Source organism: Gluconacetobacter johannae (assembly GCF_014174305.1).
GTDB classification, from domain to species: domain Bacteria; phylum Pseudomonadota; class Alphaproteobacteria; order Acetobacterales; family Acetobacteraceae; genus Gluconacetobacter; species Gluconacetobacter johannae.
On record NZ_JABEQH010000029.1, the window covers coordinates 14,781 to 35,542 of the forward strand.

A 20,762-nucleotide genomic window follows, 5' to 3' on the forward strand; every position below is an offset into this window, starting at 1 on the left:
TTCCGCGCTGCGGCCGCCTTCCTGCCTGAACGCTTCGCGCCGGGACTCCGAAGGCGGTCCTGCGTGAGGCGTCCGCCACAGAACAGCCAGCGCGGGCTGGATTGGCTGAACTTCTTTGTCGCGAACCTTCAGGCCGCCTTCGGCTCGTTCATCGCGGTGTATCTGACCGGGGCGCACTGGACCCAGGGCCAGATCGGCTTCGCGCTCAGTATCGGGTCGATCACCGCCATGGTCAGCCAGGTGCCCGCCGGCATCATGGTCGATCGCCTGCGCGACAAGCACCGGGTGGCGTTCCTGTCGATCCTGGCGGTGATCTTTTCCTGCCTGCTGCTGGCGCTGTTTCCCCAGCAACTGCCGGTGGCGGTGGCCGAGATCCTGCACGGGCTGGCCAGTTGCACGCTCAACCCGGCGATCAGCGCCATCACGCTGTCGGTCGTGGCGACGCAGGTCATGCGCTCGAGCGGCACGGGGGCGGGCCTGCTGGGCGAGCGGTTCGGCCGCAATGCCAGCTTCGCCGCCGTGGGCAACGCCATCGCCGCCGGCCTGATGGGGGCGGTGGGCTATTGGGTGTCGGCCCAGGCCACGTTCTTCCTGGGGGCGGCGATGGCGGTGCCCGGCCTGCTGGCGCTGCTGCTGATCGAACGGTCCGAACCCCCGGCCTCGGTGAACACCGCGGCGATGGCCGAGGGCGAGCGGGCGCCCCGCGCGAAGGGACGGATGTGGGACCTGCTGCGGGACCGGCGCCTGTTCGCCTTTGCGGTGTGCGTGGCGTTCTTCCACCTGTCCAACGCCGGCATGCTGCCGCTGGCGGCCGGGCAGGTGACCCAGAAGGCCGGCAACGTGGCCGAGATCGTGATCGCCGCCTGCATCCTGCTGCCGCAGCTGGTGGGCGCGGCGCTGTCGCCGCATATCGGCCGGCTGGCGGAAACGGTGGGCCGCCGGCCGGTCATGCTGGTGACGTTCGCCGCGCTGCCGCTGCGCGGGGCGCTGCTGGCGACGACCAGCAACCCCTATCTGATCGTGGCGATCCAGATGCTGGACGGGCTCAGTTCGGCATCGTTCGGGGTGATGATGCCGCTGGTGGCCGCCGACCTGACCCGGGCCAGCGGGCGGTTCAACCTGTGCATGGGCATCCTGGGCTTGGCCATGGGGGCGGGGGCCAGCTTTTCCACCACCCTGGCCGGGACGGTGGCCGACCGGTCGATGGCGCTGGCCTTCCTGATGCTGGCCGGGGCCGGGCTGGCCTGCGTCATCCTGGTCTGGCTGCTGATGGGCGATACGTCGCGGCCGGACGGGGCGCGGTGGTCGCCGTTCCGGCGCGCCGCCCGGCCCCGTCGGTCATTCAACGATCAAGCCAGGCGGGAACCGGCAGGCTCCGTTCCCGCAGGAACGTCGGATTGAACAGCTTGGACTGATACCGGCTGCCGCCGTCCGACAGGATGGTGACGATCCGGTGCCCCGGCCCCATCCGCCGGGCCACCCGGATGGCGGCGGCGACGTTGATGCCCGACGAACCGCCGATGGACAGCCCTTCGTGGATCAGCAGGTCGTAGATCAGCTCCAGGGCTTCGGGGTCGGGGATCCGCTCGGCGTCGTCGATGGCGACGCCTTCCAGATTGCCCGGCACCCGCGACTGCCCGATCCCCTCGGTGATCGACGAGCCGGTGATGCTCAGGTCGTCGGTCTTCACCCAGCCGTAGAGGCCCGAGCCCTCGGGGTCGGCCAGGACGATGTGCGGCCGGGCCCGGCCGGCGGCGCGGGCGCAGTCCTCCAGCCCCAGCGCGACACCGGCCAGGGTCCCGCCCGTCCCGCACGCGCAGGTGAAGGCGTCGATCCGGCCGTCGGTCTGCGTCCAGATCTCGGGACCCGTGCTGGCCCGGTGTCCTTCGCGGTTCGCCAGATTGTCGAACTGGTTCGCCCAGACGCCGCCGATCTCCTCGGCCAGCCGGCGCGAGACGTGGACGTAATTGCCGGGGTCGCGAAAGGGCTTGGCCGGGACCAGCCGCAGGTCCGCGCCGATCATGCGCAGGAAATCAATCTTCTCCTGGCTCTGCGTCTCGGGCATGACGATGACCGAGCGATAGCCCCGCGCGTTGGCCACCAGGGTCAGGCCGATGCCGGTATTGCCCGCCGTGCCTTCCACCACCACGCCGCCGGGCGTCAGCACGCCGCGCCGTTCGGCGTCGTCGATGATCGCCAGCGCGGCGCGGTCCTTGACCGACCCGCCCGGATTCATGAATTCGGCCTTGGCCAGGATCTCGCACCCCGTCGCCTCGGACGCCCGCCGCAGGCGGATCAGCGGCGTATGGCCGATCGCGGCGGTCATGTCGGACGACGACGTGGTCCATCCGACAGCGGACGGATTTGCACTTTCGGCCATAAGGCAGCACCTTCTCTGGATCGTGCGTGGCGGTCGGGCCGCCGGGTGCGCCCTCGCCGGGACGAAGGCGCGCGATTGGCGCACAATGTGCATTATTGCGATGGGAAACAAGATGATCGAGGACGTAACGCCCACCGGAGCCTGGGCGGCGCTGGACGAGCGGCCGCAGGCGCAACTGGTCGATGTCCGGACGGATGCCGAATGGATGTTCGTCGGGCTGCCGGACCTGTCGGCCACCGGCAAGCGGGTCCTGCCGATATCGTGGCAGGGCCTGAACGGCCAGCCCAACGCCCGATTCGTGGAGCAGCTGACCTCGGCCGGCCTGACGCCGGAGAACGAGATCTATTTCATCTGCCGGTCGGGCGCGCGCAGCCATTCCGCCGCCGTGGCGGCGCGGGAGGCGGGATTCGCGCATGTCTTCAACGTCGCCGGCGGGTTTGAAGGGCCGCCCGACACGGACGGCCATCGCGGCGGCGTCGCGGGATGGAAGGCCGACGGCCTGCCCTGGCGCCAGGGCTGACGGCCCGCCTGAAAACGCCTTTTGCCGGCGCGCCGATCGGATGGCCGGCAAAGGCGTGTTCGGCGCGGACGCTACATGCAGAGAACTTCCAGTTCCTCCAGGAGAAGGAGGGTCTCGGTGTCGTCCAGTTCTTCCAGCAGGTCGCGCAGGGTCGGCAGGAAATTATGCAGGACCCTCAGATCGTCCAGCCCCTGCTGGTGGCAGATGGACCGCTGCTTCAGGAAATAGGGCCAGAAAGGACTCGTCTCCTGATCGAAATGGGGCTGAAGCGCCGCGAAGATGCGGTCGGCGCGTTCCTCCCAGTTCAAGTCCTTGAAGGTCAGATAACGATCGAACTGCTCTGTCATACTCAACCCCAGCTTGCAGGCCTCAAATACATGAGGGCACGTCCTAGTGCCTTTTGGCGGTCGTGTCTGTCAGATGGGTGACAGTCGGGCGGAGGGCCTTGGACGCCACGGCCATAATTGACAGTCTTTTTCGTCTTCCGCACCATTGCGCGATGGTAGCGTTGCAGCCTGGTTGCCACCGGACATGATCCCGCAGTTTCCCCTTCTCGACCTGATCGACAGCGAGGAAGGTGCGGGGCTGCGACGTATCTTTCATGAGAAACGTCTGGAGGCGGGCGCTCTTCTTTGCGCGCCGAGCGGAGAAGACCAGGTTTTCATCGTAAGATCGGGGCGCATCAGGGTCTATTTCGCCACGCCCGAGCAGGAGCTCAGCCTTGGCTATCTGACCGCGACCGACATGTTCAGCACGCACACCCGCGCCTTGCTCCAGGCCACGCAGCCGACCGAACTTCTGGTTGCGCGCCGGGAGGTGCTGGAGCGCCAGCTTGGCCACTATCCTGCGTTGCAGGCGACGATCGTGCGGGTGCTCGCCATGGTGCTGAGCCAGGCGATGACCTTGATCGAGGACCTGGCCTTCCATCCGGTCAAGCGACGGATCGCGCGTTATCTTCTACGCAGCGCCGCGCGCCACAAGGTCCCCGTCGCCGTGGACAGCCTGATTCTGGTCGAGCTGAGCATGGAGGAAATCGCGGCCCTGCTGGGGACGACGCGGCAGACGGCCTCGACCGAACTCAATGCCATGATCCACGCCGGCGGCATTGCCCGGCAGGGGCGTCGGCATATCCGCATCTGCGATCCCGAGCGCCTTTATCTGTGGGCCGGGGCCGATCATACGGCCGGTATCCAGTAGACCGGCCGCGTCAGTCGCGGCCGGGCGGTTCGGCGTCGGCGTCATAGAGGATCTGCAGCACCGCGCACCAGGGGTAGCGTGGGTCGTAGCTGTGGCCGGTCGGGTCGGCCAGACGCCCGTCCGCCCCCACCGGGACATGGGTCAGCGTCACCGCGTCGTCGACATTGCCGCCGACGATGCTGATCTGATGGCCGAAGGGCGGTCCGTTCTGGTTGGTGGCGACCACGATTCCGCAATGGGCGGGAAAGCCGTAGGTGGTGGGCAGGTCGGCGAACTGGACGGCCTTGCTGGCGCCGCGTCCGACGCAGATCAGATCGCCCAGCAGGGGGGTGTAGGTCGCGGGATCACGCGCGCGCACGCCGCTTTCGGTGCCGGCGGCGGCGGCGTTGATGTAGGTGGAATGGTTGGGGGAGTAGGCGAACCGGTCGTTCGCCCCGGCCACCCGCATCACATAGGAAATGAAGGCCGCCGACCAGGCATAGAAGCCGTCATGCACGTAATCGGTCAGGCGTCCGCTCGCGTTGTGCTTGCCGGTCCAGCCGACCTCGGTCTCCGACGGGTCCTGGCCGATCCACCAATATTCGCCGATGCGTTGCCACAGGCCCGGCGCGCGCTCGGGCTTGACGCTGGCCGAGTGGGCTTCGGGACGCAGTTCGGGGTCGTCGTCGTCGACCGGCTGGCCGAACAGCCGCCATTCCCGCAGGGCGATGGCCGCCACGTCCTGCCGGGTGAAGGGTTCGAAATTCCGCGTAGCGAAATCAGGGACGTGATCGTCCACCGCCAGCGGCCCCTGTCCGGCGGCGTATTGCGCCACCGGCGTGCGTGCCGGCGGGTGGGGCGAGACAGGCTGGGCGGCGCAGGCGGCCAGCAACGCCAGAGGCGCCAACGATACGATCTTGCGCGGCATTGCATCTCCTGTTCGGCGCGTGCCCGGTGGCGCGGTGACCGACCGCTCCCCACCTTCTACCCATAGGACGCGGCGTGGGCGTGGGGAAGAGGCGGCATCCGCCGGAAGGGACGCGGGTGATGACTCATGGAGTGTTCACAATAATGACAAATTGATAAAACCATTTTTTATTGTGCATTTCCCGATTCGGAGGACGATGGAAGGGGACGGAACATCCGTCACTTGCATACGAGGGAACACTTGGCCGGGGTGGCGACATCCCGGTCCTTTTTTTCGCATGTTCCGTCGTCCCGGCCTGAAAATGACAGGAAGGAAGAACCATGTCAGTGGAAACCCTTGCCATTGCCGGCATCCCCTTTCCCATCTCGCGCATCGCGCTGGGAACCTGGGCGATCGGCGGCTGGATGTGGGGCGGTCCCGACGACCGCAAGGCGATCGCCACGATCCATGAGGCCCTGGATCTGGGCATCAACCTGATCGATACCGCGCCGGTTTATGGATTCGGCCATTCGGAGGAGGTGGTGGGCCAGGCTCTGGCCGGACGCCGCGACGGCGTCGCCATCGCCACCAAGGTCGGGCTGGACTGGAAGGACGGCAAGCCGTTCCGCAATGCCACGCCTGCGCGCATCCGCCAGGAGATCGAGGACTCGCTGCGTCGGCTGCGTACCGACCGCATCGACCTGTACCAGGTGCACTGGCCCGACCCGTCGGTCCCGATCGACGACACCGCGCGCGAGCTTGAACGCCTGCATCGCGCGGGCAAGGTGCTGGCGCTGGGGGTCAGCAATTTCTCGGTCGCGCAGATGGAGCTGTTCCGCTCGGTCGCCCCGCTGGCGGCGATCCAGCCCCCCTATAACCTGTTCGAGCGCGAGATCGAGAAGGACATCCTGCCCTGGGCGGCCGCGCAGGGCCTGGCGGTGCTGGCCTATGGGCCGCTGTGCCGGGGATTGCTGTCGGGCCGGATGACCGCCGAAACCGTGTTCGGCGCCGACGACCTGCGCGGGGCCGACCCCAAGTTCCGCGCGCCGCGCTTCACCCAGTACCTGGCGGCCGTGTCGGCCTTGCAGGATTTTGCCCGCCAGCGCGGCCGCACGATCCTGGCGCTGGCGATTCGCTGGGTGCTGGACCAGGGGCCGACGATCGCCCTGTGGGGGGCGCGCAAGCCCGAGCAGATCGCAGGCATCGACCAGGCCTTCGGCTGGACCCTGTCGGCGGACGACAAGGCGGAGATCGACCGGATCCTGAACACCTGCATCACCGACCCGGTGGGGCCGGAATTCATGGCGCCGCCGGGCGCCTGAATTCCGCGTCCGCCGGGGCGCGGCGTATGCTGGCAGGACAGGTCGGGCCCTGCCCGAACCCGCCAGGGCCTGAGGCCCTTGGCGGGTTTAGGGCAGAGCCCTGAGGCGACGCGGCCCGCCGCTAATGCGGGCTGCCCAGGCCGGGTGGATTGGCGGTGCGGTCGCCGTAATCGTCGAACCCGTATGAATTGTGACGGGCCATGTTGCGTTGGGCGGCCTTCTCGCCGGCCGGTTCCTTCTGTGCACATCCGCCAAGGACGATAAGAACGCCGATGGTCAGGAGGATCGTTGTCGAGGCGCGCATGTATCCCTCTGTTCAGTCGCCATGATGACGCACCGGGCAGCGCAGGGTTTCACGACGGAGCCATCAAACGGAATCGAAACAGACGGACAGGCTGCGGACCCCTTGTGCGCCCCGGATCAGGACGCCCTGGATGTCGGCGGTGGCGGACGGGCCGCTCATCAGCACGCCGTAGCGGGCGGTGCGGAATTCGGGCCGCTGATAGGCCGTGTGCAGGTTCGCCGTCAGCTGCGCCGGGTCCAGCAGCACGACCAGATGCTGGGCCAGGTGCGCCAGGGCGTTGAGATGCAGTTGCGCCTCGCTCAGGAAGATCGACCCGGTTTCGGCGATGCCGAAGGCGGCGCGGACCACGGCGACGTCCACCGGGTCGGCCGCCTGGGCGTTGGGCAGATCCTGCACCGGCACCGCGCCGTCCACTCCGGGCACCGCCGAGCAGATCAGGCGCGCGTCGGGGAAACGGCGGGCGATCGCGGCGGCGAGCGGCTCGCCGGGCGCGCGTTCCAGCAGGTCGCCGCCCAGCAGGCGCAGGCCGGCGACGAAACGCGCCTGTCCCGCGTCGAGGTCGCCCAGCATCACGGGCGGCGGCAGCGGGTGCGCGGCCGGGTCGGGCCGGTTGCGACGCAGCGCGTCCAGGATGGTGTCGCGCGCGTTCATCGTCCGGTGTCCGCCGTGCCGTTGCCTGACCGGGTGCGCCGGTACCAGGCGTGGAAGGTTTCCTCGACCGGATGCGGCAGTTCGCGCTGCTTGCCCCACGGGTTCAGCCAGCTGTACAGCGCAAAGCGCGGCAGCGTGCCCAGCGCCGTTTCGGCGCCCGCGATGGCTGCGCGATACAGGCGGGGTTGACCCATCAGCTTGCCGGCCATGTGCATGATCTCGCGCTTCACGAAGGGCATCTGGTGATGGTCCACCAGCACCCGCCGCCATTTGTAGAGTTGGTCGTGAATGTCGATCCGCACCGGGCAGACATTGGTGCAACTGCCGTTCAGGGTCGAGGCGAACGGCAGGGTGCTGTATTTCCGTTCGTTGAAGGTCGGGTCGATGATCGCGCCGATCGGGCCGGAATAGACCGCGCCGTACGACAGGCCGCCCGACCGGCGATAGACCGGGCAGGTGTTCATGCACGCGCCGCAGCGGATGCATTTCAGCGACGTCCAGAAATCCGCCATGCCCAGGCGCGCCGACCGGCCGTTGTCCACCAGGATGACATGCATCTCCCCGCCATCCTGCGGGCCACGGAAATGGGTGGTGTATTGCGTGATCGGCGACCCCAGGGCGCTGCGCGACAGCATGCGGACGAACACGCCCAGGTCGGACATGCGCGGCACCAGCCGTTCGATGCCCAGGGTGGCGATATGCACCCCTGGCACGGTGGCGCTGAGGTCGGCATTGCCCTCGTTGGTGCAGACGACGAAGGTCCCGGTCTCGGCCACCGCGAAATTGGCCCCGGTCATGCCGGCGTCGGCATGCAGGATGACGGGCCGCGCCGCCTGCCGCTGCGCCTCGGCCAGCTGGCGCGGGTCGTCGGCGTTGGGGTCGGTGCCGTAATGCGTCGCGAACACCCGCGCCACGTCGCCCGTCAGCTTGTGCACCGCCGGCACGACGATGTGGCTGGGTAGCTGGTCGTCCAGTTGCTGGATGCGTTCGCCCAGGTCGGTCTCGGTCACCGTGATGCCCCGCGCCGCCAGGTAGGGGCGCATGTCGCATTCCTCGGTCACCATCGACTTGCTTTTAATCAGCGTCGTCGCGCCGCGCGCCTGCAGGATCTCGGCGACGATGCGGTTGTGTTCCGCGCCGTCGCGCGCCCAGTGGACATGGATGCCGTTGCGGGTCGCGTTGCGCTCGAACTGCTCCAGATAGTCCGGCAGGTTCGCCAGCGTGTGTTCCTTGATCTGCGACGCCAGGGTCCGCAGTTCCTGCCATTCGGGCAGCAGGTGCATCTGGGCGTCGCGCTTCTGCCGCATGTCCCACAGGCGTTCGTCGTGGAACGCCAGGTGCGGCGCGTCGGCGATGAAGGCCGCCGCCGCGCCGGCATGGTCGATACGCTTGTCCTTCATTCCCGTGCCCCGTTCAGGATTTCGGCGATATGGATGAAGCGCAGCGGGATGCCGGCGCGCTCGGCGCAGCCCTGCTGGTGCATGATGCATGACGAATCGGCCGACACGATATAGTCGGCCCCCGCATTGTGATGGTCGCGGACCTTGTCCAGCCCCATGCGGGCGGACACGGCTTCCTCGGCGACCGAGAAGGTGCCGCCGAAGCCGCAGCATTCGTCCGGCCGCGCCGGGGTGGCGAAGCGGATGCCCCGGACCCCGGAGAGCAGGTCCATCGGCTTGGAGAACGGGGGTTCGCCCAGTTCCGACATGCTGGCGGTCCGCAATGCGCGCAACGTGCCGCAACTGTTGTGCAGCCCGACCGTGTGCGGGAATTCGGCCCACGGAAATGCGCGGACCTGCAGCACGTCGTGCAGGAATTCCACCAGTTCGTAGGTATGGGCGCGCACGTGGCGCACGGCGTCGGTCTGCGGGATGGCGTCGAAATGGTCGCGCACGTGATGGGCGCAACTGCCCGAGGGCATGACGATGGCGTCGAACCGTTCGAAATTGCGTACGAACAGGGCCTCGGCCGCGGCGGCGTCGGAATTGCAGCCCGAATTGGCCATCGGTTGCCCGCAGCAGGTCTGTTCCAGCGGATAATCGACCTGCTGGCCCAGCCGTTCCAGCAATTCCAGGGTGGCGATGCCGACGCGGGGATAGAATGCGTCGATGTAGCAGGGGACGAACAAGCCGACCTTCATCAGGTACCATCCGTTCGGGGCAGGGACGGGCCGGCGGGCGTGGCCCGATGCGCCGCGTCGGTGGACGCTGTGGGGGAAACGTCGCGACCCGCCCGCGCGGAGCTTTTCGGCTTCTGTTTCCGTTGGCGGGACGTTATTACACAACGCCGCGCGGACTCAAGGTGGCGGCGCGCAGAGGCGCCATTCGGCGACGCGGGAGGGGATGAACCATGCGTATGCCCGATCCGGATCAGGGGATCATCGCGCGGCGCGGCGAACTGGCCGCGCGGCTGCGCGCGATCGTCGGCGCGCAATGGGTCCTGGATGACGAGGCCGAGCGCCGCCCTTATCGCTGCGACGGCATCACCGCCTACCAGGCGACGCCGCTGCTGGTGGTCCTGCCCGCCAGCACCGCGGAAATCCAGGCCGTGCTGGCCGTGTGCCGCGAGCAGGGGGTGAAAATCGTGCCGCGCGGTTCGGGCACGTCGCTGTCGGGGGGCGCCCTGCCGCTGGAGGACGGGGTGCTGCTGGTCACGTCGCGGCTGTGCGCGATCGTGGCGATGGACGTGGAAAACCGCGTGGCGCGCGTGCAGTGCGGGGTGCCGAATATCCGGATTTCCGAAGCCGCGCGCCCGCTGGGCCTGTGCTACATGCCCGACCCGTCCAGCCAGATGATCTCGACCATCGGCGGCAATGTCGCCGAGAATTCGGGGGGCGTGCATTGCCTGAAATACGGCATGACGTCCAACCACGTCGTGGGGCTGGAAGCCGTGCTGATGTCGGGCGAGGTCATACGCCTGGGCGGCGGCTTCCAGGGCGCCGCGGATGGCGAGCTGGACCTGATCGGCCTGCTGACCGGCTCCGAGGGCCTGCTGGCCGTCGTGACCGAGATCACCGTCCGCCTGGTGCCGCTGCCCGAGGCGGCGCGCGTCATGTCGATGGGCTTCGCCAGTGTCGAGGATGCCTGCCGCTGCGTCGGCGCCATAATCGGCGCGGGCATCATCCCGGCGGGCCTGGAATTCATGGACCGCAAGGTGCTGAACGCGGTGGCGTCCCTGCTGCGCGAGGAGCACGACCCGCGCACGGCGGCGCTTCTGCTGTGCGAACTGGACGGCACGGCGGCGGAAATCGACGCGCTGATCGAGCGGGTGAGGGGCCTGGCGGAACAGGCCGGCGCCATCGACATCCGCGCCAGCCGCACGGAAGAAGAACGCGAGCGGATCTGGCGCAGCCGCAAGCTGGCTTTTTCCGCCATCGGCAAGATGTGCAAGGATTATTACTGCACCGACGGCACCATCCCCCGCAACCGCCTGCCCGACATCCTGGACCGGATGGCGGAGTTGTCGCGGACCTACGGGCTGGATTACGCGAACTGCTTCCATGCCGGGGACGGCAACCTGCACCCCATCATCATGTACGACGCCGCCCGCCCCGGCGACCTGGACAAGGCCGAGGCCTTCGGGGCCGATGTGCTGCGCGCCTGCGTCGACATGGGCGGGGTGTTGAGCGGCGAGCACGGGGTGGGGGTGGAAAAGCGGGACCTGATGACCCATCAGTTCGCGCCGGCCGACCTGCGGCAGCAGCAGGTGCTGAAATGCGCGTTCGACCCCGAGGAACTGCTCAACCCCGGAAAGGTCTTTCCCTCGCCCTGCCGCTGCGCCGAATTCGGCCGCATGCATGTGCGGGGCGGCGAGATGCGCTTTCCCGACATTCCGCGTTTCTGATTGGCCCGTTTCCGATTGGCTCCGTCTCTGATTGGCAGGAATTGATGACCGCCCACTCTCCCGACCCGATCGTCTGCCGCCCCGCCTGCGCGGACGATGTGGCCGATGTCGTCCGTGCCGCGCGCTCCAAGGGCCAGGCGCTGGAGGTGGCGGGCAACGGCACCCGGCGGGGCCTGGGCAACCCGGTGGCCGCCGCCGTGCGGCTGGAACTGGGCGGGTTGGGCCATGTGCATTTCTACGAACCCGACGATCTGGTGATCCGCGTCGATGCCGGCGTGCCGCTGGCGGAGGTCGAGCGGATGCTGGCCGGGCGGGGCCAGTACCTGCCGTTCGAGCCGCCCTGCCACGCGGCGCTGTATGGCGGCGCGCCTGCGCGGGCGACCATCGGCGGGGCCATCGCCACCGGCCTGTCGGGGCCACGCCGTTTCCAGGTCGGCGCCGCGCGCGATTTCGTCCTGGGGGTGGACGGCGTGAACGGGCAGGGCGAAGCCTTTTCCGCCGGCGGCCGGACGATGAAGAACGTGACCGGATACGATCTGTCGAAGCTGCTGTGCGGTTCGTTCGGGACGATGGCGGTGCTGACCAGCCTGACCCTGAAGGTGCTGCCCGCGCCGGAGACGGAGCGGACGATGCTGTTTCCCTCGGCAGGGCTGGCGCAGGACATCGCGGCGCTGGCGGCCATCCTGTCCCGCCCGCTGGCGGTGACCGGGGCGGCCGTCGTGCCCGAGGGAGAGGGCATGACGATGGCGGTGCGCCTGGAAGGCAGCGCGCCCGGGGTGGCCGAGCATGCCGGGCGGCTGGACGGGGCCGGCCTGCCGGCCGGGCGGGTGCTGGCGGCGGCGGAAAGCCGCGCCTTCTGGTCCCGCGTTCGCGAACTGGACGTGCTGGGGGCCGGGACGGACGACCTCCTGTGGCGTATCCATGTGCCGGCGACGGGCGCGGCGGGCCTGGCCGCCGCCTTGCGGCGGGTGGGTCTGGTGTCGTCGCTGATGCTGGACTGGGGGGGCGCGCTGATGTTCTGCGCCATGCCCGCCGCCGTTTCGGGCGGGCTGGACGGCGCGGTTCCCCACCTGCGCGCGCTGGCGGCGAATGCCGGCGGACGGGCGATCCTGCTGCGCGCGCCCGACCCCATCCGCGCGGCCCACGGCGCCTTTCCCGCGCAGGCGCCGGGGGTGCGGGCGCTGGCGGCGCGCACGCGGCGCGTCTTCGACCCTGCCGGAATCCTCAATCCCGGCCGGACGGATTTTCTGGAGGCGGCATGCTGAACACGATTTCACCGGCGGCGAAGGCCGATCCGAACGTCGCCCTGGCCGGCGAGATCATCGGCGCCTGTGTGCATTGCGGGATCTGCCTGTCGCATTGTCCGACCTATCAGGTCCGGCATGACGAAAACGACAGTCCGCGCGGGCGTATTTTCCTGATGAAGGAAATGTATGAACGGGGTGGATCGCCCGATGCCCGCACGGTGGCGCATCTCGACCGCTGCCTGACCTGTCTGGCGTGCGAGGCGATCTGCCCCTCGGGTGTCGAATATTCCAAGCTGATCGGCCATGGGCGGGAACATGTGGCCGCGCACTATCGCCGCCCGCCGGCCCAGGCGGCCCTGCGCCGGGTGCTGGCGATGCTGCTGTCCCGGCCCCGGCTGTTCCGGATGGGGCTGGCCGCCGGGCGCATCGGGCGGCCGTTCCGCGCGCTGCTGTCCGGCCCGCCGCGCGCCATGCTGGACATGGTGCCCACGGCGCCCCTGCCTGCGCCAAGCCCGGTCGACCGGCCGCAGGTCTTTCCGGCGGAAGGGACGCGGCGGATGCGCGTGGCCCTGCTGACCGGCTGCGTGCAGACGGTGCTGGACACCGCGATCAACGAGGCGACGATCCGCCTGCTGCGCCGCCATGGGGTGGAAATCGTGGTGGCGGCGGGCGCGGGGTGCTGCGGCGCGCCGGCCGAACATCTGGGCGACAGCGCCCGGGCGCTGCCGCTGGTGAAGGCGAACATCGCGGCCTGGCTGCGCGAGGCCGACGGCCCGCAGGGGCTGGACGCGGTGGTGGTCAATGCATCGGGCTGCGGCACGTCGGTGAAGGCGTACGGCCACGCCCTGCGCCTGGACCCCGCCTGGGCGGGGCGCGCGGCGCGGATTTCGGCCATGACGCTGGATATCAGCGAACTGATGGAGCGGATCGGCCTGCTGCCGCCGGTCGTTCCCACCGGACTGCGCGTCGCCTACCACGCCGCCTGCTCGATGCAGCACGGCCAGCGCATCACCCGCCAGCCCCGCGCCCTGCTGGCGGCGGCGGGGTTTACGGTGCTGGACATCCCCGACGGCTATATGTGCTGCGGCTCGGCAGGGACCTACAATCTGCTGCAACCCGCCATCGCCGGCGAACTGAAGCGGCGCAAGGTCGCCGCCATCCGCACGGTCGGCGCGCAGGTGGCGGCCAGCGGCAATATCGGCTGCATGACGCAGCTTGCGGGCGAGGTCGGCATTCCCTTCGTGCATACCGTGCAGTTGCTGGACTGGGCGACCGGTGGGCCCCGTCCGGCCGGGCTGGAAGGCTGACCCTCAGGGTCTCAGGTGATCGGTTCCCGAACCTCCGGCACGCCGCTCCGCTTCAGGAGCACGACGGCGACAAGATAGACCAGCAGGCCCGTTGCGGAGAGAATCGCGCCGCCCATGCCCAGCGCGCCGTAGCCGAATTGCCGGGCCAGGAGAACGCTGCCCAGAAAGGCGCCAAGGGCGTTTGCTATATTGAACGCCGAGTGGTTGAGCGACGCGGCAAGCGTCTGCGCGTCCCCCGCAAAATCCATCAGCCGTGTCTGCAGCGCCGGGCCGAGCGCATTCACGAAGGCCGGAACCAGAAAGACGTCGATCATCAGGCCGATGTCGTTGTGCAGCATGGCGGGGAAGGCCAGCATGGCGACGGCGCTGCCCGCCAGGGCCAGGAGTGCGGCGAGATCGAGGTTGCGGTCCACCAGCCACGCGCCGATATTCGTGCCGGCGAGCATCCCCGCCCCCCAGATGACCATATGGAGCATGACCTCCCATTCCGGGACATGCGTGACATTCTGAAGGACGCTGGTGAGATAGGTATAGATTGCGAACATGCCGCCAAAGCCGATGGCGGCGGTCAGCAGCGTCAGCAGCACCTGCGTATTTCCAAGCGCCCGGACTTCCTTGAGCGGCGAGTTGGTGCGGTTGGGGCGATCGGCGGGAATATAGCGCCAGACGCCAAGAAAGGTGACGAAGCCGAAAGCGCCGATGATGAGATAGGCGACACGCCACCCCAGATGATCGGCCGCGAAGGTCGAGAACGGCGCGCCGACAAGGGTGGAGATGGCAATGCCGGAAAGGACCCGCCCCACGGCCCAGCCGCGTCGCGCGCGTTCCACCATCGAGGCCGCGACCAGGGCCGAAATGCCGAACAGGGCGCCATGTGGCAGGCCGGTGACGAAGCGTGCGACCTCGATCAGCCCGGCCGTGGGCATCGCGATGCTCAGGATGTTCCCGAAGCAGAACAGAAGAAGCAGGATGAGGAGGAGTTCGCGGCGCGACAGGCGCGCGCCCAGGATGGTGATGAGCGGCGCGCCCACCACGACCCCCAGCGCATAGGCCGTGATCGCATAGCCCGCGTCGGCGGGCGGAAGATGCAGGGACGCCGCGAATTCGGGGAGCATGCCCATGATGGCGAACTCCCCTGTTCCGACAACGAACGTGCCGAAGGTGAGGGTGAGCAGGGCCGCCGTTTTCCCGTGCGGAGGCGCGACTGGCGCGACACTGGTTTCGGGCACCGTGGTTTCTATTGTCATGGGACGTCCGGCGGAAGGGGGGTCAGGCGGTCAGGGCGTGCGCGGCGGCTTGTGCGATGGCGATGTCGTCTTCCGTGCTGGCGCCGGACACGCCGATCGCACCAAGCAGGCTGCCATCCTTCGCCTTCAGCGCGATGCCGCCGCCGAAGCTGGTCAGGCCGCCATTGGTGTTTTCCAGCGAATACGCGCCGCCGCCGGGGCAGGCAATCAGCGCGAAATCGGCGCTGTCCATCTGGAAGAGGGCTGCTGTCCGCGCTTTCTTGTTGCTGACGTCGATCGCGCCGAGGATGGTGCCTTCCATGCGGATGAAAGCCATGGGCCAGGCCGCGGCATCCACGATGGAGACGCAGACGGCGACGCCCAGCCTTTCGGCCTCGGCGCGAGCGGCGGCAAGCATGGCGGTTGCGGAGGAGAGCAGCATACGATTGACCTTCGTCGTTCACCGAAAAGCCGCACCCTATCTTCCGTGACGCGCGAGGGAATGCGCCAAACGGTGAAATCGGTATTTATTCAACACTGTTGAACAGCGGCGCGCTCGATATGTTTCATCATCATCCAGCTCAGACGGATGAGCCGATGACGGGGAAGGTCGGCCGCCGGCCCGGTCAGGCTGATGCTGGCCCGTACTTCGCCGTTTTCCCGCCAGGGTATGGCCACGCAGTTCCAGCCTGGACGATAGGCTTCGATGTCGAGCGCATAGCCGTTGATCCGGACGTCCTCGATACGGGTCAGAATATCGTCGTCAAGCGCGTCGGCCCGCATGGCCAGCACACGTTTGCCAAGGCCGGGAACGAACGCGAGGAACACCAGCCCGACGGCCGATCCCTCCAGTTTTTCACGGCGATGCAGGCATGAGGTGGGGGCGGCCCGGCCGCCGGCGTCCGCGATGTCGAGATAGGCGGCCTCGTCACCGCTGGGTACGGCCAGGAAGACGGTTGCGCCACTTTCCTGGGCGATGGCGTCCAACGCGGGGCGCATACGCCTGCGTAGCGCATTGTCATCCCCCGCGACGCGAGCGAGGTTCAGGATCCGGCCGCCAAGGTGATAGCGCACGTCCCCCTGGCGGCGTTGCACGTAGCCCAGATGGCCCAGCGTCTGAAGGATGTTGTGGGCCGTCGTTTTTTCAAGGCCGGAGAGGGTGGCGATCTGTTGCAGACGTGCGCTCCCGCCCTCCTGGGCAATGATCTCCAAAATCGCCGCGGAGCGTTCGATGGACTGGATCAGCTTCGGCGCTTTTCCCACGTGGTCGTTCTCCTGCCACCGGGCCGGTTCTGTATCCCCCAGTATGATAAACAGGTTTTCAAAAGGCAGGCATTCGCCGGATGGCGGCGCGGGGGCCGCGCCGCCAGGGCCGTGCGGATCAGTCGCTCGATTTCTCGGTGATCTGATAGGTCAGGACGACATGGTTGTCGTGGTTGGGCTGGGTCGGCACGACCTGGATCGCGACGCCGATGCTCTTTTTCTGGTACAGTGCCTGAACGGCCTTCTGGTCGGCCATGACCGCGGCCTCGTCCACCGGCGAACCGGCGCGCAGCTTGGTCGCCGCCGTCAGGTCGGCGGCCGAGACCGCCTTGTTGCCCTGGAACACGATCTGGTCGACCACCAGCGCCGCCGCCGGGGCCGCGGCCTGCGGGGCCTGTTCCTCGATCACCCACTGGACCTGGACGACGTTGCCGGTGAATTTCAGCTTCTCGCCGAATTTCAGGCCGACATTCTTCTTCTGGTAGACCCCCATGACATCCTGGGCGCCGGCGTCGATCTGGTTGCGGGTAACGGTGTCGCCCTCGTGGAACGGCACGGCGGCCAGGATATCGGCAGTCGGGACCTGCTGGTTGCCGACAATCGACAGCGACTTCAGCTTCAGCGGCGTCGTGGGCGACGGCGGGGCGGCGGCGAACACCGCCGCCTGCGGAACGGCCAGGGCAGCGGCGCCGCCGGAGGCGATCACGACAGCCAGCGCGGCGCGGGCAAGAATATGACGGGTGGTGTGCAAAACGGAAAACTCCCCATGACAGCAGGCGCGGGCAGGTGCCTGGCGCACCCGCCGAATGCCCGGCCCCTCATGATGCACACCTGTTGACGGATGCCAATGTCGCACCCGGCCCGAACGCGCGGCTTGGTCAGATCGAAACCTGGGCGCCCAGCGCTGCGATGAACTGGGCCAGCCAGCGCGGATGGGCGGGCCACGCGGGCGCCGTGACCAGAAGGCCGTCCGTCACCGCATCGTCCACGGCGATGTCGGCATAGAGTCCGCCGGCCAGCTCGATCTCGGGCCGGCAGGCCGGATAGGCGGAAACGGTGCGTCCCTCGATGATCCGGGCGGCCGCCAGAATCTGCGCGCCATGGCAGACCGCGGCGATGGGCCGGTCGGCGAAGGCGCGCACCAGGGCGATGACCCGCGCATCGAGGCGCAGATATTCCGGCGCGCGGCCGCCGGGGATCACCAGGCCCGCGTACTCCGCCTCGCGCACCGTGGCGAAATCGGCCGTCAGGGTGAAGCGGTGTCCCGGCTTCTCGCTATAGGTCTGGGCGCCCTCGAAATCATGGATTGCGGTCAGGACGTACTCCCCCGCCTTCTTGCCCGGACAGACCGCATCGACCTGGTACCCCAGCATCGACAGCGCCTGGTACGGCACCATGATTTCGTAGTCCTCGACATAGTCGCCGGCCAGCAGCAGCAGTTTCTTCATGCTCTTGATCCCCGTGTTCCGGTCAGTCGTGGGTGGGGTCCAGATGCTCGCGCAGGCGCGGCATCAGTTCCACGAAGTTGCAGGGCGTATGCCGGCTGTCCAATTGCCAGACCAGGATGTCGTCCCATCCGTCCTTCACCGCACCGGACGAGCCGGGCAGCGCGAACAGATAGGTGCCGTTGGCGACCCCCGCCAGCGCCCGCGACTGGATCGTCGAGGTGCCGATCTTCTGGTACGACAGCATGCGGAACAGTTCGCCGAAGCCTTCGATCCGCTTTTCGATCACGCGATCGAACGCCTCGGGCGTCACGTCGCGGCCGGTGACGCCGGTGCCGCCGGTGGAAATCACCGCGTCGATGTCCGGGTCGGCGATCCAGCCCGCCAGGCGTGCGGCGATACGATCGGCATCGTCCGGTTCGATGGCGCGGTCGGCCAGATGGTGGCCGGCGGCCACCAGCCGTTCGGCCAGGATGGCGCCCGATTTGTCGGTCGCCATCACGCGGGTGTCGGAGACGGTCAGCACCGCGATGCGGACCGGCAGGAAGGGGCGTGTATGATCCAGTCGTGACATGGGGCGCATGTTTCCCCCAGCCGGCCCCGCCGTCAATGCATTTGGACGCCCCCGATGGGGGGCGCCCCTGCGCGGCTCAGAATGTCAGGCCGGTTTCCATGTCGATGATGAGGGCGTTGCGGTAGCGGTTGGTGCCGCCCGGATGCCACAGATATTGCAGGCCCGGCCGCAGGGTCGCCCACGGCGTGGGCCGCCAGCCATAGTTCAGTTCGATCCCCGGTTCGTTCGAGGGGCGCAGGGCCTTTTGGCCCGCCTGCTGCAGGGTTGCGGCATATTCCCCCAGCTTCGGGTTCAGCACGGCCATCTTGCCGCCGAAGCTGATCGTGTCGTTGGGCCGGTCGGCGAACGTGCCCTTGCGGATGATGCCCCAGGTGGCGAAATACGGCGTGAGCGCGGTGCGGGGATCGCCCCAGATGAACGAGCCGAAGATGATCGTGCCGCGCCCGCTGCCGGAATGGTCGCGCTGGATCATCTGGTCGGCTTCGAGCCATCCGCCGAAACGGCCGCGGATCTGGTTGTTGGGCAGGTCGATCAGGGTGACGCCGGGCGGCTGGTAGCCCCCGGTCTTGGACGAGACGATCGCGACCTCGGACGTATCCCAGTAACCGCCGAGCCGGATGTTGCCTTCCATCTCGCCGGTATAATCGTTGCCGTGATGCCAGCCGAGCTGGAACGGCAGATAGACGCCCGTCGTGTTGTGCAGGCCCATCTTGAAGCCGTTATGCGTGTTCGAGATGGTGTTGTCGACGTTATAGATACCCGCCGAGATCAGGTAATGGTCGTTGCCGGCCGGATACAGCTTCAGCCACGCGCCGGGGTGGGCCGTCGGGTACCAGCCATAGCCGCCGTTCATCGCCAGGCCCTGGGGCATGCCGCAGATGGCGTTGGTCTGGAACTGGCAATAGATCGACATGCCCCAATGCTGGGTCGACTGGCCGAAATCGTTTTCGGTGTTGATCCAGCCGGCTTCCATGGACACGTAGCGGTTGAAATTCTTTTCGAGCGACAGGCGCGTCAGGCGCACCGTCTCGCCCGAACCGAAGATCTGCTGCACCGAATCCACCGCGCCGCCCAGCGGACCGGCGGCGAGGCTGAGGCCCGCGCGTTCGGTCAGCAGGATATGCAGGGTGCCGATGTCGTGGTGGATCAGCCGGGCGAAATCAATGTCCGCGCCCAGGCCGAATTCGTGGGCGTAGCGCACGGCGGCATAGTTGCCGCCCACCGGGTTGCCGGACGCGTCCTCCAGGTAATGGCCCTGAAGATGCACGCCCCGGTTTTCCAGGTGGGTACGCAGCCCGCCCCAGTCCCCCGTCATGGTGCTGCCGCGAATCCAGTTCTGGTAGCTGTCGGGGAAATACCCCGCCAGGGTGGGCGGCGGAACGTAATGATCGGTGTCGGGCGCCGGCGCGGGGGGCGGGACCAGCGGCGCCGGCGCCGGCGTCACGACCCGCCCGGGCACGCGGCCGGCATACCCCCCGACCCGCTTTCCGTCGGTGGTCGCCGGGACGGACTGTGCAAGGACGGAGCCGGCAGGCAACAGCACGCAAGATACGGACAGCAGAAAGGCCGCCCCACACACACCTTGAATCATTCAGCTCCAACTATCTCTCGTTCTCCGGATGACGGCCAAGGGGCCGACCGGATGTCATCACGTCCGCGCGCGGTCGATTGTTTGATTTTCCGATACACACTCTGCCGCGGTACCGGTTCGGGCAGATCCGTATAACATTTTCATTACCGAACCACGAAAGAAGGTTAATTATAAATTAAATGTGATCGAGAAACTTCACCCGTCGTCCGTTCCGGGGCAAGCTATTGTTCCGACACAGATATTATCGGCCCTTTTCCATCGCCTCGACCGTCAGGGGCCGGGCGCCCAGGTCGGTGAACAGCTCGGCCCGGCAGGTCAGGACCAGGATCTGCATCCTGTCGGCCGCATCGGTCAGGATGTCGAACAGCCGTTCCAGCCGCCCGGCGTCGGAATAGGTCAGCGCGTCGTCCAGCACCAGCATCGCCGGCCGGCCCCTGGCCCGCAGCAGGTCGGCCAGGCCCAGCCGGACCAGCACCGCGATCTGCTCGCGCGTGCCGTCCGACAGCGTGTCGAACGGTTCGTCCATGCGCCGCGTCAGGCGGGACACGCTGAAATCGGCCTCCATCGTTACCCCGGCCCGGGGAAACAGCGCCGCCAGCGCCGGCTGGATCGCCCGGCAGAGCGGGGCCAGGTACCGTTCCGTCGCCGCGCGTTCCGCCGCCGTCAGGCTGTCGCGCAGGCAGTGCAGGATCGCGACCTCGCGCGCGCAGGCCGCGCGTTCGGCGGCGCAGGACTCGCGCAGCCGCTCCTGGCCGGCAATCCGTTCGTCGAGACCGTCGCCTTCGGCGGCACGGATTCGGGCCTCCAGCGCCGCCATATCCTGCCGCAGGGCGCCCAGCCGGGCCTGGCCGTCCTGAATAAGGCGTTCCTGCCGCCGGATCGCGGCGTCCGCCAGGGCTTCGGTCCCGTCGGGCCGCGCGGCCTCGGCCCGCTGCACGGCCTGCCCGGCCTCGGCCAGCGCGGCGCGCGCGGCCTCCAGCCGGGCGGACAGCGCCTCGTCGGCCTC

22 protein-coding genes are annotated in these 20,762 nt (G+C 68.1%); 7 read left to right on the plus strand and 15 right to left on the minus strand.

Annotated elements, in window-relative coordinates:
* Window positions 1-63: 63 nt before the first annotated feature.
* The gene (locus HLH21_RS16120) at window positions 64-1,401 is read left to right on the plus strand and encodes an MFS transporter (protein ID WP_182944774.1); all 1,338 of its coding nucleotides are present in this window, start codon (window positions 64-66) and stop codon (window positions 1,399-1,401) included.
* Here the strand turns inward: HLH21_RS16120 and HLH21_RS16125 are convergent.
* Window positions 1,343-2,380, minus strand: a complete 1,038-nt coding sequence (locus HLH21_RS16125; protein WP_182944775.1) for a cysteine synthase A — start codon at window positions 2,378-2,380, stop codon at window positions 1,343-1,345. The two genes, HLH21_RS16120 and HLH21_RS16125, sit on opposite strands and share 59 nt — an antisense overlap.
* 112 nt (window positions 2,381-2,492) lie before the next feature.
* Here HLH21_RS16125 and HLH21_RS16130 point away from each other — a divergent pair, with 112 nt between their 5' ends.
* Complete coding sequence (locus HLH21_RS16130) at window positions 2,493-2,900, plus strand: rhodanese-like domain-containing protein (protein WP_182944776.1); 408 nt, start codon at window positions 2,493-2,495, stop codon at window positions 2,898-2,900.
* Window positions 2,901-2,971: 71 nt separating this feature from the next.
* On the opposite strand, the gene cowN is transcribed toward HLH21_RS16130, so the two are convergent.
* Complete coding sequence (gene cowN / locus HLH21_RS16135) at window positions 2,972-3,247, minus strand: N(2)-fixation sustaining protein CowN (RefSeq protein ID WP_182944777.1); 276 nt, start codon at window positions 3,245-3,247, stop codon at window positions 2,972-2,974.
* 184 nt (window positions 3,248-3,431) lie between these two features.
* Between cowN and HLH21_RS16140 the strand changes: the two genes are divergently transcribed.
* Window positions 3,432-4,097 (plus strand): Crp/Fnr family transcriptional regulator, encoded by a 666-nt coding sequence (locus HLH21_RS16140; protein WP_182944778.1) that lies wholly within the window; start codon window positions 3,432-3,434, stop codon window positions 4,095-4,097.
* A 10-nt stretch (window positions 4,098-4,107) separates the two neighbouring features.
* Here HLH21_RS16140 and HLH21_RS16145 read toward each other — a convergent pair whose 3' ends face one another.
* Window positions 4,108-5,004, minus strand: a complete 897-nt coding sequence (locus tag HLH21_RS16145; RefSeq protein WP_182944779.1) for a DUF2272 domain-containing protein — start codon at window positions 5,002-5,004, stop codon at window positions 4,108-4,110.
* A 320-nt stretch (window positions 5,005-5,324) separates the two neighbouring features.
* Here HLH21_RS16145 and HLH21_RS16150 point away from each other — a divergent pair, with 320 nt between their 5' ends.
* Window positions 5,325-6,305 carry an aldo/keto reductase gene (locus tag HLH21_RS16150; RefSeq protein WP_182944780.1) on the plus strand — a complete coding sequence of 327 codons (981 nt, stop codon included), beginning with the start codon at window positions 5,325-5,327 and terminating at the stop codon, window positions 6,303-6,305.
* A gap of 121 nt (window positions 6,306-6,426) precedes the next feature.
* On the opposite strand, the gene HLH21_RS16155 is transcribed toward HLH21_RS16150, so the two are convergent.
* The 4 genes from HLH21_RS16155 to HLH21_RS16170 all read right to left on the minus strand — a co-directional run bounded on the left by HLH21_RS16155 (window position 6,427) and on the right by HLH21_RS16170 (window position 9,400).
* A complete protein-coding gene (locus HLH21_RS16155) occupies window positions 6,427-6,609 on the minus strand; it encodes a hypothetical protein (RefSeq protein WP_182944781.1) in 183 nt (60 codons plus the stop codon).
* A gap of 63 nt (window positions 6,610-6,672) precedes the next feature.
* A complete protein-coding gene (locus tag HLH21_RS16160; RefSeq protein WP_182944782.1) occupies window positions 6,673-7,260 on the minus strand; it encodes a LutC/YkgG family protein in 588 nt (195 codons plus the stop codon).
* Window positions 7,257-8,660, minus strand: coding sequence for a lactate utilization protein B (locus HLH21_RS16165; RefSeq protein WP_182944783.1), 1,404 nt, complete (start codon window positions 8,658-8,660; stop codon window positions 7,257-7,259). The genes HLH21_RS16160 and HLH21_RS16165 overlap by 4 nt, the downstream gene beginning before the upstream one ends.
* Entirely contained in the window at window positions 8,657-9,400 is a 744-nt protein-coding gene (locus HLH21_RS16170) for a (Fe-S)-binding protein (RefSeq protein WP_182944784.1), read from the minus strand. Before HLH21_RS16170 ends, HLH21_RS16165 begins: the two co-directional genes overlap by 4 nt.
* Before the next feature lie 209 nt (window positions 9,401-9,609).
* On the opposite strand from HLH21_RS16170, the gene HLH21_RS16175 reads away from it, so the two are divergent.
* From HLH21_RS16175 to glcF, 3 genes are read left to right on the plus strand one after another with little or no spacing between them, the layout of a single operon-like run.
* Window positions 9,610-11,103, plus strand: a complete 1,494-nt coding sequence (locus HLH21_RS16175; protein ID WP_182944785.1) for an FAD-linked oxidase C-terminal domain-containing protein — start codon at window positions 9,610-9,612, stop codon at window positions 11,101-11,103.
* A 44-nt stretch (window positions 11,104-11,147) separates the two neighbouring features.
* Window positions 11,148-12,368 (plus strand): FAD-binding protein, encoded by a 1,221-nt coding sequence (locus HLH21_RS16180; RefSeq protein ID WP_182944786.1) that lies wholly within the window; start codon window positions 11,148-11,150, stop codon window positions 12,366-12,368.
* On the plus strand, window positions 12,362-13,657 hold the full coding sequence (gene glcF / locus HLH21_RS16185) for a glycolate oxidase subunit GlcF (RefSeq protein ID WP_182944787.1): 1,296 nt from the start codon (window positions 12,362-12,364) through the stop codon (window positions 13,655-13,657). Before HLH21_RS16180 ends, glcF begins: the two co-directional genes overlap by 7 nt.
* 11 nt (window positions 13,658-13,668) lie before the next feature.
* Here the strand turns inward: glcF and HLH21_RS16190 are convergent, their stop codons facing one another.
* From HLH21_RS16190 to HLH21_RS16225, 8 genes are all read right to left on the minus strand, one after another.
* Window positions 13,669-14,904 carry an MFS transporter gene (locus HLH21_RS16190; RefSeq protein WP_182944788.1) on the minus strand — a complete coding sequence of 412 codons (1,236 nt, stop codon included), beginning with the start codon at window positions 14,902-14,904 and terminating at the stop codon, window positions 13,669-13,671.
* A 22-nt stretch (window positions 14,905-14,926) separates the two neighbouring features.
* A complete protein-coding gene (locus HLH21_RS16195) occupies window positions 14,927-15,325 on the minus strand; it encodes a GlcG/HbpS family heme-binding protein (RefSeq protein WP_182944789.1) in 399 nt (132 codons plus the stop codon).
* An 89-nt stretch (window positions 15,326-15,414) separates the two neighbouring features.
* Window positions 15,415-16,146: an IclR family transcriptional regulator gene (locus tag HLH21_RS16200; protein ID WP_182944790.1), complete on the minus strand. Its 732-nt coding sequence runs from the start codon at window positions 16,144-16,146 to the stop codon at window positions 15,415-15,417.
* A 118-nt stretch (window positions 16,147-16,264) separates the two neighbouring features.
* Window positions 16,265-16,897, minus strand: a complete 633-nt coding sequence (locus HLH21_RS16205; protein WP_182944791.1) for a POTRA domain-containing protein — start codon at window positions 16,895-16,897, stop codon at window positions 16,265-16,267.
* Window positions 16,898-17,024: 127 nt separating this feature from the next.
* Window positions 17,025-17,594 carry a DJ-1/PfpI family protein gene (locus HLH21_RS16210; RefSeq protein WP_182944792.1) on the minus strand — a complete coding sequence of 190 codons (570 nt, stop codon included), beginning with the start codon at window positions 17,592-17,594 and terminating at the stop codon, window positions 17,025-17,027.
* 22 nt (window positions 17,595-17,616) lie between these two features.
* Window positions 17,617-18,165: a molybdenum cofactor biosynthesis protein B gene (gene moaB, locus HLH21_RS16215; RefSeq protein WP_182944793.1), complete on the minus strand. Its 549-nt coding sequence runs from the start codon at window positions 18,163-18,165 to the stop codon at window positions 17,617-17,619.
* A 76-nt stretch (window positions 18,166-18,241) separates the two neighbouring features.
* Window positions 18,242-19,624, minus strand: a complete 1,383-nt coding sequence (locus HLH21_RS16220) for a carbohydrate porin (protein WP_264811640.1) — start codon at window positions 19,622-19,624, stop codon at window positions 18,242-18,244.
* Between the two features lie 373 nt (window positions 19,625-19,997).
* Window positions 19,998-20,762, minus strand: a 765-nt coding sequence (locus HLH21_RS16225) for an ATP-binding protein (protein ID WP_408871407.1), incomplete at its 5' end; no start/stop codon positions are given.

Bases quoted from the DNA above. Each gene is read 5' to 3' on its own strand.
- HLH21_RS16125 (WP_182944775.1), bottom strand. From the start codon at position 2,380: ATGGCCGAAAGTGCAAATCCGTCCGCTGTCGGATGGACCACGTCGTCG.
- HLH21_RS16130 (WP_182944776.1), top strand. From the start codon at position 2,493: ATGATCGAGGACGTAACGCCCACCGGAGCCTGGGCGGCGCTGGACGAG.
- cowN (WP_182944777.1), bottom strand. From the start codon at position 3,247: ATGACAGAGCAGTTCGATCGTTATCTGACCTTCAAGGACTTGAACTGG.
- HLH21_RS16140 (WP_182944778.1), top strand. From the start codon at position 3,432: ATGATCCCGCAGTTTCCCCTTCTCGACCTGATCGACAGCGAGGAAGGT.
- HLH21_RS16145 (WP_182944779.1), bottom strand. From the start codon at position 5,004: ATGCCGCGCAAGATCGTATCGTTGGCGCCTCTGGCGTTGCTGGCCGCC.
- HLH21_RS16150 (WP_182944780.1), top strand. From the start codon at position 5,325: ATGTCAGTGGAAACCCTTGCCATTGCCGGCATCCCCTTTCCCATCTCG.
- HLH21_RS16155 (WP_182944781.1), bottom strand. From the start codon at position 6,609: ATGCGCGCCTCGACAACGATCCTCCTGACCATCGGCGTTCTTATCGTC.
- HLH21_RS16160 (WP_182944782.1), bottom strand. From the start codon at position 7,260: ATGAACGCGCGCGACACCATCCTGGACGCGCTGCGTCGCAACCGGCCC.
- HLH21_RS16165 (WP_182944783.1), bottom strand. From the start codon at position 8,660: ATGAAGGACAAGCGTATCGACCATGCCGGCGCGGCGGCGGCCTTCATC.
- HLH21_RS16170 (WP_182944784.1), bottom strand. From the start codon at position 9,400: ATGAAGGTCGGCTTGTTCGTCCCCTGCTACATCGACGCATTCTATCCC.
- HLH21_RS16175 (WP_182944785.1), top strand. From the start codon at position 9,610: ATGCGTATGCCCGATCCGGATCAGGGGATCATCGCGCGGCGCGGCGAA.
- HLH21_RS16180 (WP_182944786.1), top strand. From the start codon at position 11,148: ATGACCGCCCACTCTCCCGACCCGATCGTCTGCCGCCCCGCCTGCGCG.
- glcF (WP_182944787.1), top strand. From the start codon at position 12,362: ATGCTGAACACGATTTCACCGGCGGCGAAGGCCGATCCGAACGTCGCC.
- HLH21_RS16190 (WP_182944788.1), bottom strand. From the start codon at position 14,904: ATGACAATAGAAACCACGGTGCCCGAAACCAGTGTCGCGCCAGTCGCG.
- HLH21_RS16195 (WP_182944789.1), bottom strand. From the start codon at position 15,325: ATGCTGCTCTCCTCCGCAACCGCCATGCTTGCCGCCGCTCGCGCCGAG.
- HLH21_RS16210 (WP_182944792.1), bottom strand. From the start codon at position 17,594: ATGAAGAAACTGCTGCTGCTGGCCGGCGACTATGTCGAGGACTACGAA.
- moaB (WP_182944793.1), bottom strand. From the start codon at position 18,165: ATGTCACGACTGGATCATACACGCCCCTTCCTGCCGGTCCGCATCGCG.